The sequence below is a fragment of the Arcobacter sp. LA11 genome (genome assembly GCF_001895145.1).
GTDB lineage: Bacteria > Campylobacterota > Campylobacteria > Campylobacterales > Arcobacteraceae > Halarcobacter.
On the sequence record NZ_BDIR01000002.1, the window covers coordinates 304,074 to 319,246 of the forward strand.

The window sequence follows — 15,173 nt, forward strand, 5'->3', positions numbered from 1 at the left end:
AAGAACAGGCTACTTTTAAGTGGATTTTATATCCGCAGTTAAAAAGTAGATATAAAATATAAGGTCCTTTCAAGAATGGGACATTTTTTAAGGAAGAGAATATATGGGTAAACAAGAAAAAATTGTATCAATGTTCAATGATATTGCAGGAACTTATGATATAGCAAATAGAGTTCTTAGTATGGGAATTGATAAATCTTGGAGAAATAAAGCTTGTAATTTAGCATACAACTTTTATGGTAAAAATGAATTAGATAGAATTGTTGATGTTGCTTGTGGAACAGGTGATATGATTGAATTCTGGCAAAAAATTGCTACATCAAATGGTATTAATTTAAAAAATGTCATTGGAGTAGATCCAAGTGTTGGTATGATGGATGTTGCAAAAAAGAAGCTACCTGATGTAGAATTTGTAGAAGCAGGTGCAGCACAAATGCCGCTTGACAATGATAGTGCAGATATCATCTCTATTTCATATGGAATTAGAAATGTAGTACAAAGACAAGAAGCTTTTGATGAATTTGCAAGAGTACTTAAAAAAGATGGTTTAGTTGTAATTTCAGAGTTTACAAAAAATGAAAAAACTAATCCTTTAGATCATGTAACTGATTTTTATATGAATAAAGTATTACCAACTTTAGGTGGATTAATTTCAAAAAATAAAGAAGCATACACTTATTTACCAAATTCAATTGATGAATTTTTAACTACTGATAATCTTTGTAAAGAGTTAAGACAAGCAGGTCTTGAGCCAATTCATACACAAGCTTTTTCAATGAAAATATCTACTTTAATCATAGCTAGAAAAGTTTAATTCTCTAGCTACGTAAAGGACTTTTTTGAATTCTGCAATTTCTGTTTCAACTTTAAATACTCAAATAAAATCTTTACTTGAAACTACATTTATAAACGTTTATGTTGAAGGTGAAGTTTCAAATTTAACTTATCATAATTCTGGACATATTTATTTTTCAATTAAAGACAAGAATTCTACTATATCTTGTGTTATGTTTAGAGGAAATGCAAAATATCTAAAATTTCAACTAGAAGTTGGACAAAAGATAGTTATAACTGGGACTATTACAGTTTATACGCCAAGAGGAAATTATCAACTTTTATGTAATAAAATTGAGCCTTCAGGTCAAGGGGCTTTAGCTTTAGCCTACGAGCAGTTAAAGAAGAAACTTCAAGAAAAAGGATATTTTAATTCTGAGTATAAAAAACTTCTTCCAAAATATCCTAAAAAAATAGCTCTTGTAACTTCACCTACTGGAGCTGCAATTGAAGATATGAAAAAAGTTGCAAATCATCGTTGGCCTTTAGTTGAACTACTTATTGTTCCAACTTTAGTTCAAGGAGAAGATGCAAAGTTTGATATAGTAAATTCAGTAAAATATGTAAATACATTAAATGTAGATTTGATTATAGTAGCTAGAGGTGGGGGAAGTATTGAAGATCTTTGGGCTTTCAATGAAGAAATTGTAGCAACAGCAATTTTTGAATCACAAAAACCAATAATCTCTGCAGTTGGACATGAAGTGGATTTTTTAATTTCTGATTTTGTTGCAGATGTACGTGCTGCTACTCCATCAAATGCTATAGAAATAGCCCTTCCTGATATAAATGAACACAGACAGTATCTTGATACTCTAAATATAGATTTCCAAAATAGGCTTAAAAATATACTAATACATAAAGATAGTGATTTAAAGAATATATTTAAACTCTTTGAACAAAACTCAATAGATTCAAAATTTAATTTTATAAATGAGCAAATAAATATTTTAAAACAGAGTTATAAAAATTATTTCAATCAGATAATTAATACAAATCAAAATAGAATAAATATTTTAAAAGATTCTTTTGAATCAAATAATCCTAATAAAAAAGAAAAAAGTGGATATGCTCAAATTTCTTTAAATAATAAAATAATTGACTTAGAAGAAGTGGAAATTAATGATAATATAACACTTCAAAGCCCAAAAACAATAGTTTCTTGCATAATAAATAATATCAAAAAACAATAATAATTTAAGTTTATACTCGATAAAATATATAAAATCTAGAAAAAGGCTTGTGATGTTTGGTGGAATTTCTGACAGAGAACTTAAAATGATTGATAATTATTTTGTACAAATGGTTGAATATATGAGTTATAAAAAGAATAAATTCGACTATGTGGAGTCTACTGGTAATAAAAAAGTAGATATGATGTTTAAAAAATGGAATGAACAAATTAAACAGACCGATGTTCAAATTAAAAATGATATGAAAGTAATTGGTGAAATAGTACTAACTGCTGATAAAATTGAACAAGGTATTTTTAAATGTAGAATTAAATCAACTACAACTAATCCAATGGTTAGAACATTAAAAACTACTGTAAATAAAATGTTGGATAGTTTAGAAGGAAGTATGGGATCATTAGTTAAAACTCTTGAAAACTATGCAAATGATGATTTTAGAGAGCAAATAGAAATCCAACCTTACCTAAAAGAGCAATTACTTCTAGTTATGGAGAGTGTGAATATTTTAGGACAAACACTAAGTACTTCTGCCAAAAACAATTTAGAAAATGGACAAACACTAGAACAAAATTCAAGCACAATGACTGATTCAATGAATAATCTTGCTGCAAAAGCAAATGAGCAAGCAGCTTCTTTAGAAGAAACTGCCGCTGCACTTGAAGAGATTACTTCAATTACTAGAAATAATGCAGAAAATGCTTCAAAAATGTCGACTTTAGGTCAAACAGTTACTACTTCAGTTGATACAGGACAAGACCTTGCATCAAAAACAGCTACTTCTATGGATGAAATAAATGAAAAAGTAACGGCGATTAATGAAGCTATTAATGTGATTGATCAAATTGCATTTCAAACAAATATTCTTTCACTTAATGCCGCAGTTGAGGCTGCAACTGCTGGTGAAGCAGGAAAAGGTTTTGCTGTTGTTGCACAAGAAGTAAGAAATCTAGCAGCAAGGTCAGCTGAAGCTGCAAAAGAGATTAAAGACTTAGTAGAAGACGCAAATACAAAAGCAGATCAAGGTAAGAAAATTTCTGATGAAATGATAAAAGGGTATGAAGAATTAAATACTCATATTGGTGAAACTATTCATATTATTGATGATGTTAGTGCTGCTTCTAAAGAACAGATGACGGGAATTGAACAAATCAACGATGCAATGACAATGCTTGATAGAGTCACTCAAGAAAATGCTTCTGAAGCTAATCAAGTAAAATCAATCGCAAATGAAGTATCTGTAATGTCTAATGATTTAGTTGCAGATGCACAAAGCAAAAAATTTAACTAAGGGAGTAAGAGATGGCAGCAGGACAAGAAACAGTTTTAGATGAGTACGCATTCTTAGTTAGTGAAACAAATGAAAAAGGTATAATTTCTTTTGCAAACGAAGATTTTTGTAAAATCGCAGAGTATAGTTTAGATGAACTAATGGGACAACCACATAACATGGTAAGACACCCTGATATGCCAAGTAAAGCATTTAAATCACTTTGGGATACAGTACAAGCTGGTGAAATTTGGACAGGGTATGTTAAAAATGCAACTAAGTCTGGTGGATATTATTGGGTTTATGCAACAGTTTATCCTTTTGAAAGTTGTGATGGTTCTAAAGGTTATCTTTCTTGTAGAAGAAAACCCTCTCAAGAAAATATAGAAGAAGCAGAAAAGCTTTATGCTCAATGGAATAAAGAATAAAGGTAAATAAATGGAAACTAACAATATTAATAACCATACTGATGAAGAGATAATTGATTATGCTAATACAAGTGAGTTTATGACATTTGAATTAGGTAAGATGAAATACGCAATTGAATTGCCAAAAATTAGAGAAATTCTTACTTATCCTGAAATAATTACTACCTTACCTAATACAACAAAATGGGTAAAAGGCTTAATTAATTTAAGAGGTGAAGTTGTACCTATATTAGATATTAGAATTAAATTTAATACAGGTGAAGCAATATATAATGATAATACAGCAGTTATTGCGGTAATTACTGAAGATAAAAGAATGATTGGAATAGTTGTTGATAAAGTAGATGATGTTCAAAGATTAGATACATCAACATTAGCACCTGTTTCAGATATGGGTTCTGCAATTCCAGCAAAATATTTAAAAGGTTTTGTAAGACTTGCAAATAATCAAATGTTAGTTATAATGGATATAGAATCGGTTGTTCATAAAGACGAGTTAAAAAATTAAAACTAAGAAGTCATATGCAAGAGAAAATAGAAAAGCTAAAAGCTCTAAAGCTTCTTTTTGTAGAAGATGAAGAAGATTTAATAGAGATTATTACAGATACTTTAACAAAATTAGATGCTAATTTTTTGACAGCATGTAATGGTCAAGAAGCTTTGAAACTTATTGATGAAAATAGTGATATTGATGTAATTATTACAGATATTAATATGCCTATAATGAATGGTCTTGATATGATTAAAGAAATACAAAAAAGAGGTATTAAATTACCTATTATAATAATGTCTGCACATACAGAGCTAGATTACTTAAATAAAGCAAAAGATTTAGGTGTTGTAGAATACTTATTAAAGCCTTTTGATTTTATAAAGTTTATAGAATTGTTAACAAGCTTAGATATAGAGAAATAATGGCTACAGTTGATAAAAAATTATTAAAAAGATTAAAAGTATTATATGTTGAAGATGATGCAAGTGTTAGAAATGAACTCTCGAATTTACTTTCAAATTTTTTCGAAAATGTTTATACAGCAGATGACGGGAAAGCTGGACTAGAATTATATAAAGAAAAACAAAATGATATTGATGTAATTATTGCAGATATTAATATGCCTAACTTGACTGGTATTGAAATGCTTGAAAAAATTAGAGTATTTGATAAAGATGTTCCCGTTATTTTTGCTACAGCTTATTCAGATAATGAATTTCTAAGTGGTGCTATAAAACTAAAGGTTTTTGAATATATCATTAAACCAATTGATATTAGAAAACTGATGACAGTTTTAGCAGATTTAGCAACAATCCTTTATCATGACTTTTTATTAAATCAACAAAATAAAGAACTAAAAAAATATAAAGATATTTTATATAGTAATAATATAGTAGTACGTACAAACAAAAACATGAAAATTTCATTTGTAAATGATCTTTTTTGTGAAATAACTGGTTTTGATAAAAAAGAGTTAATAGGAAAAGAATTAATAGTTTTAAAGCATAAAGATACCGATCCAAAAGTTTATAAAAAACTATATAATAGTGTATTAAATAATAAGCAATTTAGTGGACAATTTAAAAATATTACAAAAGATGGAAGTTATTATATTGCTAATACTAATACAATAAGTACATTAAATGATGCAGGAGAAGTTACTGGTTGTTTAATGATTCAAAAAGATGAAACTAAAGAAGTAAATAAAAGAAGAGAAGTTCAATCTTCACTTATAAAAGACAAAGGTGAAATCTTTATAAAAAGTAAAGAAAATACTGCAGAGCTACAAAATATAATTACTTCTTTAAAAGATGAAGTATTAAATGCAAAAAAACAAGTACAAAATATAAAAGTAGATAAAGATAAATATATTTATACTGCTGAAAAATATACAATAGAAAATAAAAGATTAAGAACAGAGTTAAAACAATATAAAAAAGACTCAGATTATATGAATGATAAATATTCAAATTCAAAGAAATTATCTAAAGAAAATGCAGATTTAAGAATAGAAGTAAAAAGATTAAATTCTCGATTAGAAAATATAAAAGAAGAACACGAAAAAGTGTGTAAACAAATAAAAGTAAACTATGAAGTTGAAATTGATGATTTAGAACAAGAATTAGCTTCAATAACAGAAAAACTTGATGGTGTAGAAAATGCAGAAGCAATATCTCAAAAGCTTAATTATTGGAAAGAAAAAGCAAAAAATGAAGCTAAGAAAATTGAAAAATTAGAGAAAAAAATCATTGAACATGGCGATAAAAGTATGATGAGTAAGCTTTTTGGAGGAAGATAACTTCTTCCAAAAATACTTATAGTTTTATTTTATTTCTATTGAAATAATTTTTTGGTCTCTTAAAGGTTTATTTCCTCTTGATTGTCCTGATGTAGGAACATTCTCTAACTTTTTAACAATATCCATTCCTTTTGTAACAAAACCAAAAATTGAATGTCTTCCATTTAGCCAATATGTAGGTACAGTTGTAATAAAAAATTGACTACCATTTGTATTTGGTCCAGCATTTGCCATAGCTAAAATACCTGGTTTATCAAATACTGCATTTGGTGCAAACTCATCTTTAAACGGTTTCCCCCAAATAGATTCACCACCTCTTCCTGTTCCTGTTGGATCTCCACCTTGAATCATAAAGTTTTTTATAATTCTGTGAAAAATCAACCCATTATAATAACCATTTTTTGAATGTGTTACGAAATTCTCAACAGCTTTTGGAGCTAAATCTGGTCTTAATTCAATTTCTACAGTACCTTGTGTTGTTTTTACAACAGCAGTAGGGTTTGCTGCTTCTAAAAGTAACACAAAAGAAAACAAAATAAACAATATCTTTTTCATAATTCACCTTTTTTATATAAAATTTTTGGAAAATAGTATATTATGTATGGTTTTAAAAACTTATTAAAAAACTATTTTTAGTGAAGTTTAATAAATATTTGTTAAAATTCAAACAAAAATTATCTTTAGTATTAGATAATAAAGGGAAAATTCAATGGAAATGCCAGCTATACCGCAACCAACTTTTTATATTTTTAAATGTGAGCAAAGCTCACCTCCTGGTATGCCTAAACCGTCATGTGTTACTGAACAATCAAGAGATTTATTTAATCACTTAGCTCAAGGAATGATGCAAAAAGGTTTAATGGGACCAGTTCAAGTTATACGAACATCCTGTTTAGGGAGATGTCAAATGGGACCTGTTATGTTAATAGAACCAGGACATCATATGTACTGTCAATTATCTAAGGAAAAAATTGATAGAATTGTAGAAGAACACATTATAGGCGGAAACCCTGTACAAGAATTTTTAATTCCTGAGCAATTTTGGGGAGAGCCTGTTAATTTAGCGCAGTAGAGGACGTTATATATGACATTTGATATGCTATATAGTAAGATTCATAGAGCAACTGTAACAGATGCAAATCTTAATTATATCGGTTCAATTACAATTGATGAAGAGTTAATGACTGCTTCAAAAATAAGGGTTGGACAAAAAGTAGAAATTGTAAATGTAAACAATGGTGAACGATTTGCTACGTATGTAATTAAAGGAAAAGCAGGAAGTAAAGATATGTGCTTAAATGGGGCAGCTGCTAGAAAAGTAGAAATTGGTGATAAGATTATCGTAATATCTTATGCATCTTATTCTGAGGAAGAGTTGGAAAATTATTTACCAACAGTTGTAATTGTTGATGATGAAAACAATATTGAGATGATTACAAATGAATTAGTAGGAAGTGATCATGTTTGAGGGAATTGACTTAAGTAAAATCAATATGAATGATGTAATGGGTCAAGTCCAAGAAATGGCTGATAAAGCAAAAGAAAAAAATGCAGAACAAGTTTTTACATCAAAAGCTGGTGGAGGAATGATTGAAATTTCAATCAATGGAAACTCAGAAGTAATTGATTTACAAATTGATGATTCTTTATTAGAAGATAAAGACTCTTTACAAATTTTATTAATATCTGCAATGAATGATGTGATTAAACAATCTGATGAAAATAAAAAAATGATGGCTATGAATATGATGGGTGGACTAGGTTCATTCGGACAAAAATAAAGAATGAGAGAACTTTTAACTTCATTTGAAGATTATCTTTTAAATAATCTTCCACAATCAAAAACTTTTCACCCTTATTTTGAAGATGCCTTAGGCGATATGTTAAAAGCTGGTGGTAAAAGATTTAGACCTATGCTTTTATTATCTGTTGTAAAATCAAATAAATCTTTATTAGTACCAAATGCATATCCTGTAGCTCTTGGTTTAGAAATGTTACATACATACTCTTTAGTACATGATGATTTACCTTCAATGGACAATGCAGATCTTAGACGGGGTTTTGAAACTTTACATAAAAAATATGATGAAGTAACAGCAATTTTAGTGGGTGATGCTTTAAACACAGAAGCATTTAATCAGATTGTTCAAGCACCATTACATAATGATATTAAAGTAGAACTAATAAAAGTTTTAAGTATAAATGGTGGAATTGATGGAATGATAATTGGTCAAGCAATTGATTGTTTCTTTGAGAATCAAAAACTTGAACTTAATCAGTTAGAATTTTTACATATTCATAAAACAGCAAAATTGATTGCAGCATCTTTGAAAATGGGTGCAATAATTTCAGAATATGATTTAAATATACAAGAAAAACTTTTTAATTTTGGAATTGATATTGGATTACTTTTCCAGATTCAAGATGATATTATAGATGAAACACAAACTACAGAAGAAGCTGGTAAAACAACTCAAAATGATGAATCGAAGAATTCTTTTGTAAATCTTTTAGGTCTTAATGGTGCAATTAAATCAGCTGATGAATTAGCATTAAAATGTGAAAATAGCCTAAATGCATTTGATGAAAATTTAAAAATATCATTAACTGAATTACTTTTAAAATATTTATATAGACATAAAAATTAATCAAATATACAACTTTAGTCAAATATACTCAAATTACTTGACAATTAATCTAAAATTTAATAAAATTTGGCACTCAAAAAAATAGAGTGCTAAATTAACAATTATTATAAAAAATTATAGGAGAGACATAATGAATTTTAAACCATTAGGAAAAAGAGTTCTAGTAGAAAGAACAGAAGTAGAAGAAAAAACTGCAAGTGGAATTATCCTTGTAGATTCTGCAAAAGAAAAACCAAACACTGCTATAGTTAAAGCAGTTGGGTCGGAAGTTACTGAACTAAAAGAAGGTGATACAGTTGTTTTTGAACAATTTAGAGGAACTGAGCTAACATTGCAAGGTGAAGATTATTTAGTATTAGATTTAGAAAATATTATAGGAGTTATGTAAGATGGCAAAAGAAGTATTATTTAGTGATGCTGCAAGAAATTCTTTATTTGCAGGTGTTGAAAAATTAGCAGATGCAGTAAAAGTTACAATGGGACCAAGAGGTAGAAATGTATTATTACAAAAAGCATTTGGAGCTCCTACTATCACAAAAGATGGTGTTTCTGTAGCACGTGAGATTGAGTTAGAAGATACATTGGAAAATATGGGGGCACAACTTGTAAAAGAAGTTGCTTCTAAAACTGCTGATGAAGCAGGAGATGGAACAACTACTGCTACAGTTTTAGCTCAATCAGTTTTCAAAGAAGGTCTTAGAAATGTAACTGCTGGAGCAAACCCTATCACTCTTAAAAGAGGTATGGATAAAGCTTGTGAAGCAATTTTAGTTGAACTTAAAGCTGCTTCAAAAGTAGTTGCAGATAAAAAAGAGATTGAGCAAGTTGCTACTATTTCTGCAAATTCTGATACTGCTATTGGTGCAATGATTGCAGAAGCTATGGATAAAGTTGGAAAAGATGGTGTTATTACTGTTGAAGAAGCAAAAGGTATTTCAGATGAGCTAGATGTTGTTGAAGGTATGCAATTTGATAGAGGTTACTTATCTCCATATTTTGTTACAAATACTGAAAAAATGGTTACGGAAATGGAAAATCCATTTATTCTTTTATGTGAGAAAAAAGTTTCTAATTTAAAAGAAATGTTACCAATCTTAGAAGCTGTAAACCAAGCCGGAAGACCTTTATTAATTATTGCAGAAGATGTTGATGGGGAAGCATTAGCTACTTTAGTTGTAAATAGATTAAGAGGTTCTTTAAATATTGCTGCAGTTAAAGCTCCAGGTTTTGGTGATAGAAGAAAAGCAATGTTAGAAGATATTGCAATTTTAACAAACGGTACAGTTATTTCTGAAGAGATGGGAATGAAACTTGAAACTTCTGGTATTGAAGTTCTTGGTACTGCTGCTAGAGTTGTAATTGATAAAGATAATACAACTATTGTTGATGGAACTGGAACGGCAGATTCTGTTAAAGGTAGAGTAAATCAAATTAAAGCAGAGATTGAAAATACAACTTCTGATTATGATAGAGAAAAACTACAAGAAAGACTTGCAAAACTTTCTGGTGGTGTTGCAGTTATTAAAGTTGGTGCTGCAACTGAAACTGAAATGAAAGAGAAAAAAGATAGAGTTGATGATGCTTTATCTGCTACAAGAGCTGCTGTTGAAGAAGGTATTGTTATTGGTGGTGGAGCTGCATTAATTAGAGCTGCTGCTAAAGTATCTTTAGAATTAGATGGTGATGAGCAAATTGGTGCAGATATTGTATTAAGAGCTATTAAAGCACCTTTAAAACAAATTGCAATCAATGCTGGTTTTGATGCTGGTGTTGTTGCAAATGAAGTTGAAAAATCAGATAATGAAAATTTAGGATTTAATGCTGCAAGTGGTGAATATGTTGATATGTTTGAAGCTGGTATTGTGGATCCTGCAAAAGTAGAAAGAATCGCAATGCAAAATGCAGTTTCTGTTGCTTCATTATTATTAACAACTGAAGCTACTGTTACTGATATCAAAGCTGATGCACCAGCTGCTCCAGCTATGCCTGATATGGGTGGAATGGGTGGAATGCCTGGAATGGGAATGTAAGAAAGCGTTAAAAAAGAGTGAAGAGTTTCACTCTTTTAGCTTACGCAGACGAAGTGGTCGTAGCGTAGCGAAGCCACAAGTCCGAAGACAAGGCATAAAAATATGAAGAGTTTAACTTTTTTAGTTCGTGCAAATTAAGGTGATCTACAAAGTACTACCGTGTCCGAAAGTAAGCGTTAAAATATTTAAAACCACAAAAAAAGGGAAGAGATTACAAACCTCTTCCCTTTTCTATTATATATATGTTATAAATAAAACACATATTTACTAATTTACTCTGTAGTAAATTTATTTTATATTAGTGTTTAACAATACTAAAAATGAAAATCCTTTGTCATCTACACCTCCATATTGTTTGTGTTATAAGAAGTATAACACCTTTTTACCTAAAGAAAAGATTAATTACAGAATTAAAAATATAATTTTATATTTTCCCCTTCAATATTAAATCTAATATTATGTGTTTTTAAAAGTTCAGTAATCTTTAAAAGCTCTTTTATATTTTTACTTGTAGTGTCTTTTTTTACAATCATTTTTTTTTCTTTATTATAAGAATAATGTAAAAACTGTTTTAATACATCTTCCATAATTTCTATTATATTATTTGAATTAGAAGAGTATTTACAAGTTAAGTTATCAAAGTTTTTTATATAAGCTACTAGTTGACCTACATTTAATGGTTTTAATAATAGTTTTCTATTAAAAGTATTATCACATTGTTGACAAGTAAAAGTATGATTGTACGATAATGATCTACTAATAACTAAAATTCTTTGTTTTGGATTACTATCTGTAATTAAGTTAAAAATTTCTTCACCACAATCATCTGTAACATCTATTATAATTATAGATTCATTTTTTTCATCATAATTAAAAAAAAAGTCATCTTTATTAAATACTTTTATAAATTTAATATCTAAATGTTTTGAGACAATATCATAAATATCATTTTCATAAGATTCTAAATCGTATACTAAAATTTCCATTTAGTATTATCTCTAAATAAATATAACATATAACTAAACAGTATATAAAAATGATATTTTATAGTTACAATTGGTCTGACAAGATTAAAAAATAGATAAGTTTTTCAAAGAACTCTTGTGCATTTCTAAGTATTTTGATTTACTTGTTCCTACATATTTAAAAAAATCAACTTTATTGATAGTACGTATTTTTTCAAAATCTTTTTTTTCAAGTTTTTCAAATTGGAAATGGGTCTCAATATATTTATCTTGATATTCATAAAATACACTATTATCAAAGTTTTCATTTATAGTATTATTTTTTATAATTGTAAGTTCAGATTTGTTTATTTCTGGACAAAGAGTATCAATATAAATATTATTATCAAGATTAGGGCTTAAAGGATAAGTTCTACAAACAGTCGGTCTATCTTGATAAATAGTACACTTAAAGTCTTTTAAATATGGACAAAAATCATTTCCCGTTGTAAGAAGTATTATAGGTTTTATAAATCCTAATTCACCAAATATAAAAAGAATAGGAAAATTTTTATAAACTTTTTCAAATTCATTTAAAATAATTTGAGAAAAAATAGTTCCATGTCTTCCATCGCAACATTTAGCTTCACAATTAGAACAATTTCCAAAAGTAAAATGATGATTATTTGTAGAAATAAACTCTTTCATTGTCTTCCTATATTGATATTAATCGTAGTGTAACTAAGTTTTGTTAAAATTTGTAAAAAATATTTGGAATTAAAATGGAAAAAAAATTAATAGAGATAATAAAAGAAGCTGGTGAAATATTAAAAGAGGGATATTTTTCAAATAAAGATGTTAGTTTTAAAGCAAAAAAAGATTTGGTTACAAAATATGATGTAGGTATTGAGAATTTTCTAAAAGAAAAATTTCTAAAAGAGTTTCAAGATTTTAATGTAATAGCAGAAGAATCAGATAATTCAAATATTGAATTCAATAATTCGATTATAGTAGATCCTATTGATGGTACAACAAATTTTGTAAATAAATTACCACATACTTGTATTTCTGTTGGTGTATATAAAAATAAAGAACCCTATATAGGAATAGTGTACAATCCAATTTTAGATGAATTGTATACTGCAAAAGTAGGAAATGGAGCTTTTTTAAATGGTGAAAAAATTGAAGTGTCTGCTGAAGATGATTTTCAAAAGGCATTAATATCTACTGGTTTTCCATATACTTCGGGTACTTGTGAAGTTGATTTAAATGATGTGATAAAAAAGATAAAAGTAATTTTGCCTAAGTGTCAAGATATTAGAAGACTTGGTTCTGCAGCTTTAGATTTATGTTATGTAGCAAAGGGTATGTATGAAGGCTATTATGAAATGAATCTTAAAGCTTGGGATGTAAGTGCAGGTATAATTATTTTGAAAGAAGCAGGTGGTAAAATTACTAATTTAGATGGAAATAAATATGTTTTATTTGAAAATAAATATATAGTTGCTTCAAATACTAAGATTCATAATGCTTTAATTGAAAATTTAAATTAAGAAAATTATATTTCTAAAGTGGCTTATATATAAGAATATTATAAAAGTAATTTTTTAGTATCTTTTAGATAATATATCTGACTTTAAAATTAATTAAAAGGCTTCTTTAGTATGTGTGGAATAGTTGGATATATTGGAAATCAAGATACAACAAACTTTTTATTAGATGGTTTAAAAGAGTTAGAATATAGAGGTTATGATTCTGCAGGAATTGCTTTATTAAATGATGAAAAAATTGATGTATTCAAAGCTTTAGGAAAACTAGAAAATTTAAAAGAAAAAATTTCTAAATCTACACTTGGTGAATATCATATTGGTATTGGACATACTAGATGGGCTACACATGGTAAGCCAACTGAACTAAATGCACATCCTCACTTAGGTGAATATTCATATGTCGTACACAATGGTATTATTGAAAACTACAAAGAGTTAAAAGAAGAATTAATTGCAGATGGACATAATTTTGTTTCTCAAACAGATACTGAAGTTATTGTTCATCTTTTTGAAAACTACGAAAATAAATTAGAAAATAGTACAGAAGCTTTTAAAAACACTATTCAAAGACTTGAAGGTGCTTTTTCAATTCTTTTAATTTCAAAAGCTGATCCTTCTAAAATATTCTTTTTTAAACATGGAAGTCCTTTAATAATTGCACGTGGGAAAGAAGAAAAAGAAGTTTTGTTTTCATCTTCGGATGCTCCATTAATTGGGCTTGCAAATGATGTTGTATATTTAGAAGATGGAGTTGGAGGAGTTGCTTCAACTGCTGGAATTGAATTCTTTAGTGATGACTATTCTTGGTCAACACTTCCTACTTCTAAACAATTTGCTCAAAAAGATGGTTTTAGATTTTTTATGGAAAAAGAAATTTATGAGCAAAGTGATGTTGTAAGTGATTGTATGCTTGGACGTTTAAATGATGATGAGATTTTATTTGATGAAATTGATGCTTCTGTTTTTGATGGGATAAAAGAGATTAAAATTTGTGCTTGTGGTACCTCTTATCATGCAGGACTTACTTCAGCTTATCTCTTTGAAAGATTATCAAAAATTAAATGTAATGTAGAAATAGCAAGTGAATTTAGATATAAAGAGCCATTGCTTACAAAAGATACATTGTTTATTGTAATATCTCAAAGTGGAGAAACTGCAGATACTTTAGAAGCTTTAAAGATGGCAAAAAAAGCGGGTTTAAAATCTATTGTAGTATGTAATGTTGATAACTCATCAATGACAAGAACAGCAGATTACACTATACTTACTCGTGCTGGTATTGAAAAAGGTGTTGCTTCAACTAAAGCATTTTCAACTCAAGCGGTTGTTTTATGGATGCTTGCTTTATATATTGCAAAAGCAAAAAATGTAATAGATACTAATATTTTACAAAATGAAATTCATGCATTAAGAGAAGTTCCAAGCTCATTAATGGTTGCTGATAAAATGCATGAAAAGGCTAAAAGATTATCAAAAAGATATCTTCATGGTCACGGTTTTTTCTTTATAGGACGAGACGTCTTTTTCCCATTAGCCCTTGAAGGTGCTTTAAAATTAAAAGAAATTTCATATTTGCATGCAGAAGGATATCCTGCAGGTGAGATGAAACATGGTCCAATTGCATTAGCGGATCCAGAATTATTTACTATTGCGTTAATGCCAGAAAATTTATTATATGATAAAATTAAATCTAATGTTGAAGAGTTAAGTGCAAGAGATAGTACTATTTGTGCCATTTCACCTCTTGATTTTGAACTTGCAGATGATTTTATAAAAACTCAAAAGACTGATCATTATATGTTAGAGTTTTTTGAAATGTTAGTTGTATTACAACTTCTATCAATGGAGATTTCAATACGATTAGGAAATGATGTTGACATGCCGAGAAACTTGGCTAAGTCCGTAACTGTTGAATAAATATTAATTTTTTATTTTTTTATTAGAATTTAAAGATAAAAATAAGTATCGATTTAATGGAAAACAAAAAT

The 15,173-nt window shown here is 28.3% G+C and carries 18 protein-coding genes; 15 read left to right on the forward strand and 3 right to left on the reverse strand.

What is annotated here, in order from left to right:
• Positions 1–103: 103 nt before the first annotated feature.
• From ubiE to BT997_RS03495, 7 genes are all read left to right on the forward strand, one after another.
• Positions 104–814, forward strand: coding sequence for a bifunctional demethylmenaquinone methyltransferase/2-methoxy-6-polyprenyl-1,4-benzoquinol methylase UbiE (gene ubiE / locus BT997_RS03465; RefSeq protein ID WP_072680046.1), 711 nt, complete (start codon positions 104–106; stop codon positions 812–814).
• Between the two features lie 25 nt (positions 815–839).
• Positions 840–2,027, forward strand: coding sequence for an exodeoxyribonuclease VII large subunit (gene xseA / locus BT997_RS03470; RefSeq protein ID WP_072680047.1), 1,188 nt, complete (start codon positions 840–842; stop codon positions 2,025–2,027).
• A gap of 706 nt (positions 2,028–2,733) precedes the next feature.
• Positions 2,734–3,315 (forward strand): methyl-accepting chemotaxis protein, encoded by a 582-nt coding sequence (locus BT997_RS15765; protein WP_375537750.1) that lies wholly within the window; start codon positions 2,734–2,736, stop codon positions 3,313–3,315.
• An 11-nt stretch (positions 3,316–3,326) separates the two neighbouring features.
• Positions 3,327–3,722 carry a PAS domain-containing protein gene (locus tag BT997_RS03480; protein ID WP_072680048.1) on the forward strand — a complete coding sequence of 132 codons (396 nt, stop codon included), beginning with the start codon at positions 3,327–3,329 and terminating at the stop codon, positions 3,720–3,722.
• 10 nt (positions 3,723–3,732) lie between these two features.
• The gene (locus tag BT997_RS03485; protein WP_072680049.1) at positions 3,733–4,230 is read left to right on the forward strand and encodes a chemotaxis protein CheW; all 498 of its coding nucleotides are present in this window, start codon (positions 3,733–3,735) and stop codon (positions 4,228–4,230) included.
• Positions 4,231–4,244: 14 nt separating this feature from the next.
• The gene (locus BT997_RS03490) at positions 4,245–4,637 is read left to right on the forward strand and encodes a response regulator (protein ID WP_072680050.1); all 393 of its coding nucleotides are present in this window, start codon (positions 4,245–4,247) and stop codon (positions 4,635–4,637) included.
• Positions 4,637–6,013, forward strand: a complete 1,377-nt coding sequence (locus BT997_RS03495) for a response regulator (protein WP_072680051.1) — start codon at positions 4,637–4,639, stop codon at positions 6,011–6,013. Before BT997_RS03490 ends, BT997_RS03495 begins: the two co-directional genes overlap by 1 nt.
• Before the next feature lie 24 nt (positions 6,014–6,037).
• On the opposite strand, the gene BT997_RS03500 is transcribed toward BT997_RS03495, so the two are convergent.
• Complete coding sequence (locus BT997_RS03500; RefSeq protein ID WP_072680052.1) at positions 6,038–6,568, reverse strand: peptidylprolyl isomerase; 531 nt, start codon at positions 6,566–6,568, stop codon at positions 6,038–6,040.
• A gap of 154 nt (positions 6,569–6,722) precedes the next feature.
• Between BT997_RS03500 and BT997_RS03505 the strand changes: the two genes are divergently transcribed.
• The 6 genes from BT997_RS03505 (at position 6,723) to groL (ending at position 10,691) form a co-directional block, all read left to right on the forward strand.
• Positions 6,723–7,085, forward strand: a complete 363-nt coding sequence (locus BT997_RS03505; protein ID WP_072680053.1) for a ferredoxin — start codon at positions 6,723–6,725, stop codon at positions 7,083–7,085.
• Between the two features lie 12 nt (positions 7,086–7,097).
• Positions 7,098–7,481: an aspartate 1-decarboxylase gene (gene panD / locus BT997_RS03510; protein ID WP_072680054.1), complete on the forward strand. Its 384-nt coding sequence runs from the start codon at positions 7,098–7,100 to the stop codon at positions 7,479–7,481.
• Positions 7,474–7,794, forward strand: coding sequence for a YbaB/EbfC family nucleoid-associated protein (locus BT997_RS03515; RefSeq protein ID WP_072680055.1), 321 nt, complete (start codon positions 7,474–7,476; stop codon positions 7,792–7,794). The genes panD and BT997_RS03515 overlap by 8 nt, the downstream gene beginning before the upstream one ends.
• A gap of 3 nt (positions 7,795–7,797) precedes the next feature.
• Positions 7,798–8,661, forward strand: coding sequence for a polyprenyl synthetase family protein (locus BT997_RS03520; protein WP_072680056.1), 864 nt, complete (start codon positions 7,798–7,800; stop codon positions 8,659–8,661).
• Positions 8,662–8,791: 130 nt separating this feature from the next.
• Positions 8,792–9,049, forward strand: a complete 258-nt coding sequence (gene groES, locus BT997_RS03525; RefSeq protein ID WP_072680057.1) for a co-chaperone GroES — start codon at positions 8,792–8,794, stop codon at positions 9,047–9,049.
• A 1-nt stretch (position 9,050) separates the two neighbouring features.
• Positions 9,051–10,691 (forward strand): chaperonin GroEL, encoded by a 1,641-nt coding sequence (gene groL / locus BT997_RS03530; RefSeq protein ID WP_072680058.1) that lies wholly within the window; start codon positions 9,051–9,053, stop codon positions 10,689–10,691.
• 410 nt (positions 10,692–11,101) lie between these two features.
• Here groL and BT997_RS03535 read toward each other — a convergent pair whose 3' ends face one another.
• Together BT997_RS03535 and BT997_RS03540 are read right to left on the reverse strand one after the other, a co-directional pair.
• Entirely contained in the window at positions 11,102–11,677 is a 576-nt protein-coding gene (locus BT997_RS03535) for a hypothetical protein (RefSeq protein WP_072680059.1), read from the reverse strand.
• A gap of 84 nt (positions 11,678–11,761) precedes the next feature.
• Positions 11,762–12,343, reverse strand: a complete 582-nt coding sequence (locus BT997_RS03540) for a YkgJ family cysteine cluster protein (RefSeq protein ID WP_072680060.1) — start codon at positions 12,341–12,343, stop codon at positions 11,762–11,764.
• A gap of 74 nt (positions 12,344–12,417) precedes the next feature.
• Between BT997_RS03540 and BT997_RS03545 the strand changes: the two genes are divergently transcribed.
• Together BT997_RS03545 and glmS are read left to right on the forward strand one after the other, a co-directional pair.
• Positions 12,418–13,188, forward strand: coding sequence for an inositol monophosphatase family protein (locus BT997_RS03545; RefSeq protein WP_072680061.1), 771 nt, complete (start codon positions 12,418–12,420; stop codon positions 13,186–13,188).
• Positions 13,189–13,299: 111 nt separating this feature from the next.
• Positions 13,300–15,102, forward strand: a complete 1,803-nt coding sequence (gene glmS / locus BT997_RS03550; protein ID WP_072680062.1) for a glutamine--fructose-6-phosphate transaminase (isomerizing) — start codon at positions 13,300–13,302, stop codon at positions 15,100–15,102.
• The last annotated feature ends 71 nt before the right edge of the window (positions 15,103–15,173 follow it).

What these genes read in the sequence shown, in the direction of transcription:
- BT997_RS03535 (WP_072680059.1), bottom strand. Translation starts at nt 11,677, where the DNA reads ATGGAAATTTTAGTATACGATTTAGAATCTTATGAAAATGATATTTAT.
- BT997_RS03545 (WP_072680061.1), top strand. Translation starts at nt 12,418, where the DNA reads ATGGAAAAAAAATTAATAGAGATAATAAAAGAAGCTGGTGAAATATTA.
- panD (WP_072680054.1), top strand. Translation starts at nt 7,098, where the DNA reads ATGACATTTGATATGCTATATAGTAAGATTCATAGAGCAACTGTAACA.
- BT997_RS03495 (WP_072680051.1), top strand. Translation starts at nt 4,637, where the DNA reads ATGGCTACAGTTGATAAAAAATTATTAAAAAGATTAAAAGTATTATAT.
- BT997_RS03485 (WP_072680049.1), top strand. Translation starts at nt 3,733, where the DNA reads ATGGAAACTAACAATATTAATAACCATACTGATGAAGAGATAATTGAT.
- BT997_RS15765 (WP_375537750.1), top strand. Translation starts at nt 2,734, where the DNA reads ATGTCGACTTTAGGTCAAACAGTTACTACTTCAGTTGATACAGGACAA.
- glmS (WP_072680062.1), top strand. Translation starts at nt 13,300, where the DNA reads ATGTGTGGAATAGTTGGATATATTGGAAATCAAGATACAACAAACTTT.
- groES (WP_072680057.1), top strand. Translation starts at nt 8,792, where the DNA reads ATGAATTTTAAACCATTAGGAAAAAGAGTTCTAGTAGAAAGAACAGAA.
- BT997_RS03520 (WP_072680056.1), top strand. Translation starts at nt 7,798, where the DNA reads ATGAGAGAACTTTTAACTTCATTTGAAGATTATCTTTTAAATAATCTT.
- ubiE (WP_072680046.1), top strand. Translation starts at nt 104, where the DNA reads ATGGGTAAACAAGAAAAAATTGTATCAATGTTCAATGATATTGCAGGA.
- BT997_RS03540 (WP_072680060.1), bottom strand. Translation starts at nt 12,343, where the DNA reads ATGAAAGAGTTTATTTCTACAAATAATCATCATTTTACTTTTGGAAAT.
- BT997_RS03480 (WP_072680048.1), top strand. Translation starts at nt 3,327, where the DNA reads ATGGCAGCAGGACAAGAAACAGTTTTAGATGAGTACGCATTCTTAGTT.
- BT997_RS03500 (WP_072680052.1), bottom strand. Translation starts at nt 6,568, where the DNA reads ATGAAAAAGATATTGTTTATTTTGTTTTCTTTTGTGTTACTTTTAGAA.
- BT997_RS03515 (WP_072680055.1), top strand. Translation starts at nt 7,474, where the DNA reads ATGTTTGAGGGAATTGACTTAAGTAAAATCAATATGAATGATGTAATG.
- groL (WP_072680058.1), top strand. Translation starts at nt 9,051, where the DNA reads ATGGCAAAAGAAGTATTATTTAGTGATGCTGCAAGAAATTCTTTATTT.
- BT997_RS03505 (WP_072680053.1), top strand. Translation starts at nt 6,723, where the DNA reads ATGGAAATGCCAGCTATACCGCAACCAACTTTTTATATTTTTAAATGT.
- BT997_RS03490 (WP_072680050.1), top strand. Translation starts at nt 4,245, where the DNA reads ATGCAAGAGAAAATAGAAAAGCTAAAAGCTCTAAAGCTTCTTTTTGTA.